This is a genomic window from Bradyrhizobium sp. SHOUNA76 (genome assembly GCF_023006445.1).
Classification (GTDB): Bacteria; Pseudomonadota; Alphaproteobacteria; order Rhizobiales; family Xanthobacteraceae; genus Bradyrhizobium.
The window spans coordinates 1-3172 of sequence record NZ_JALBHA010000626.1; the positions used below are offsets into that span (position 1 = coordinate 1).

Sequence of the window (3172 nt, forward strand, 5' to 3'; positions counted from 1 at the left end):
GGCGGTGCCGGCGGCGCCGGCTCGGCATAGGCCTGTTGATAATCGTCCTGTCGATCGTAGTCCTGGTAACTCGGTGCGGGCGGAGACGCTGCCGGCGGGCGCGCGCCGGGGCGCGACTGCGCGGCAAAAGGATCGGTCTGTCCGATCAAGCGGGCAAGTTCAGCCAAGGGATCGCTTTCCGTCCTGCTGCCATGCGGGTCGCCACCGCGACCATAGTCATCGGAAGGAAACGGTCTGTCCTGATATCGTTCGGCCATCGTGATGATGCGTCCCTTCGGGAAAGCCGCGCGCCCCTCGACCAAGGCACGGCTTTCGACCCACAAGGCTTTCAACCAAGTCTAAGCGATCCGGCTTCTGCCGGTTACCCCCGAATTTCCCTTAAGTAGTTCGCCCCAAACTACCGCATCTCGTTCGGGGCATGGACGCCGAGGATGGCGAGGCCCGATGCCAGAACCGAGACGACGCCCTGGACCATGGCCAGCCGCGCCTTCGTTAGATCTGCATCATTATTGATAATGAAGCGTAAATAGGGCAAATCGCGCCCCTTCGTCCAAAGTGCATGAAATTCGCTGGCTAAATCATAGAGATAAAAGGCAATTCGGTGCGGCTCGTGCGCCGCGGCAGCTGCCTCGAGCATGCGCGGATATATTGCGAGGCGCTTGAGAAGTTCAAGCTCGACCGGGTCTGACAACCTTTCCACCGGCGACTCACTGAGCCAGGCGATCCGTTTGCCCGAATCCTCCGGCAGTTCCGGGAACACCTCAGCTCGCGCGTTGCGGAAGATCGAGTGGCCGCGGGCATGGCCGTACTGGACGTAGAACACCGGGTTGTCGCGCGACTGTTCCATGACCTTGGCGAGGTCGAAATCGAGCACGGCGTCGTTCTTGCGATAGAGCATCATGAAGCGGACGGCGTCCTGGCCGACTTCATCCACCACCTCACGCAGGGTGACGAAGTCCCCGCTCCGCTTGGACATTTTCACCGGTTCGCCGTTGCGCAGCAGCTTGACGAGCTGGACGATCTTGACGTCGAGCGCCCCCTTGCCTGACGTCGTCGCCTTCACTGCCGCCTGCATGCGCTTGATGTAGCCGCCATGGTCGGCGCCCCAGACGTCGATCATCTCGGCGAAGCCGCGATCGAACTTGTTCTTGTGGTAGGCGATGTCGGAGGCGAAGTAGGTGTAGGAATTGTCCGACTTGATCAGCGGACGATCGACGTCGTCGCCGTAGGCCGTCGCCTTGAACAGCAGCTGCTCGCGGTCTTCCCAATCCTCGACCGGCGCGCCCTTCGGCGGCGGCAGGCGGCCTTCGTAGATATCGCCCTTGGCCTTCAGGAAATCGATCGTTTCGGCGACCTTGTTGTTGCCGGTCTCGATCAGCGAGCGCTCCGAGAAGAACACGTCGTGGCGGATGTTGAGGGCGGCGAGATCGTCCTTGATCTCGTCCATCATCATCGCGATCGCCTTGGCCCGCACCGTCGGCAGCCACTGGGCCTCGCTCATCGCGAGCAGCTTGTCGCCGTGCTCTTTCGCCAGGGCTGCGCCGACTGGCTTGAGATAATCGCCGGGATAAAGGCCCTCGGGGATCGGACCGATGTCCTCGCCGAGCGCCTCGCGATACCTAAGGAAGGCGGAGCGCGCGAGCACATCGACCTGGGCGCCGGCATCGTTGATGTAATATTCGCGGGTGACGTCGTGGCCGGCGAACTGGAGCAGGCTCGAAAGCGCGTCGCCGAACACGGCGCCGCGGCAATGACCGACATGCATCGGCCCGGTCGGATTGGCCGAGACGTACTCGACATTGACCTTGGAGCCGCCGCGGACGCGGCCGTAATCAGCGGCCTCGCGTAGAACCGTGCGCAGTGCCTCCGCCCAGGCGGCCGGCTTGAGCGTCAAATTGATGAAGCCGGGACCGGCGACGTCGACCTTGGCGATCAATGCGTCGGCGCGCAGCCGTTCGGCGATCTGCTCGGCGAGATCGCGCGGCTTTGCCTTTGCCTCTTTCGCCAGCACCATCGCGGCGTTGGTCGCCATGTCGCCATGGGTGGCATCGCGCGGCGGCTCGACCACCACGCGGGAGAAATCGATGCCCTCTGGCCAGTTGGCTTCCACGGCCAGCGCACGGCAGGCGGCGTGCACACGTGCGAGCACGTCGGCGAACAAATGCAGGGATGTGGATGTCTGGGGCATGGCCGCCGCCTAACGCAAATCCGGGGTCGAGTCAAAAAGCCGCTGGTGCTCGGTCAGGGCGAAACGGTCGGTCATTCCGGCAATGAAATTGCCGATCCGGCGGGCCCGGTCGCCCTCGTTGTCGGCCTCCGCCCCCAGCAGCCATTCCGGCGGCAGCTCGGCCGGCTCCTTCAGGTATTTGGCGAACAGGTCGAACAGGATCTGCTCCGCCTCGCCCATCACCCGCATCACCCGCTTGTGACGGTACATGTGCTGGTACAGGAAGCTCTTGATCGCCGCCTCTTCCTCGGCGACCTCGGCCGGGAACGCGATCAGTGCCCTGCTCCGCTGCCGGACGTCCTGGGCCGACTGCGGCTTGACCGCGGCGATGTTCTTCTGCGCTTCCGCGAACACCGCGCCGATCAGATGCGAGATCAACTCGCGCACCAATTCAGCGCCGCGCCTGAGCTCTTCGAGCTCAGGATAATGCGCAGAGGTCTCGGCGATGATTTCAGCGGTGAGCGGCATCACCTTGAGATCGTCGAGATGGAACAGGCCGGCGCGCAGGCCATCGTCGATATCGTGGGCGTCATAGGCGATGTCGTCGGCGATGGCCGCGACCTGAGCCTCCAGTGAGGCGAAGCTCCAGAGTTCGAGGTCGTAGGTCTTGATGTAGTCGGCGATTCCGACGGGAATACCATGCTCGCGGTAGCGCCCGACCGGCGCACCGCTGCGGTCGGTCAGCGGACCGTTGTGCTTGACGACGCCCTCCAGCGACTCCCAGGTCAGGTTCAACCCGTCGAATTCAGGGTAGCGGTGCTCCAGCGAAGCGACGACGCGGAGCGTCTGGGCGTTGTGGTCGAAGCCGCCGAACGCCTTCAGGCAAGCGTCCAGCGCCCTCCTCGCCGGCAAGTTCATCTCCGCGATCCGCTCGGTCGCATCCGAAATGACGATGGAGGAGATGCACGAGCGCCGCGGCGACTATGTCGTGCGGGTCAAGACCAA

At 63.7% G+C, this 3172-nt stretch carries 1 protein-coding gene and 2 pseudogenes; all 3 read right to left on the reverse strand.

Features of this window, described 5'->3' with window-relative positions; translation table 11 throughout:
- Window positions 1–257: pseudogene (locus MOV74_RS34615) on the reverse strand (SPOR domain-containing protein); the annotation flags it as partial.
- Window positions 258–397: 140 nt separating this feature from the next.
- Complete coding sequence (gene argS / locus MOV74_RS34620; protein WP_246931464.1) at window positions 398–2188, reverse strand: arginine--tRNA ligase; 1791 nt, start codon at window positions 2186–2188, stop codon at window positions 398–400.
- A 9-nt stretch (window positions 2189–2197) separates the two neighbouring features.
- Window positions 2198–3067, reverse strand: a pseudogene (locus tag MOV74_RS34625) (deoxyguanosinetriphosphate triphosphohydrolase family protein); the annotation flags it as partial.
- Between the last annotated feature and the right edge of the window lie 105 nt (window positions 3068–3172).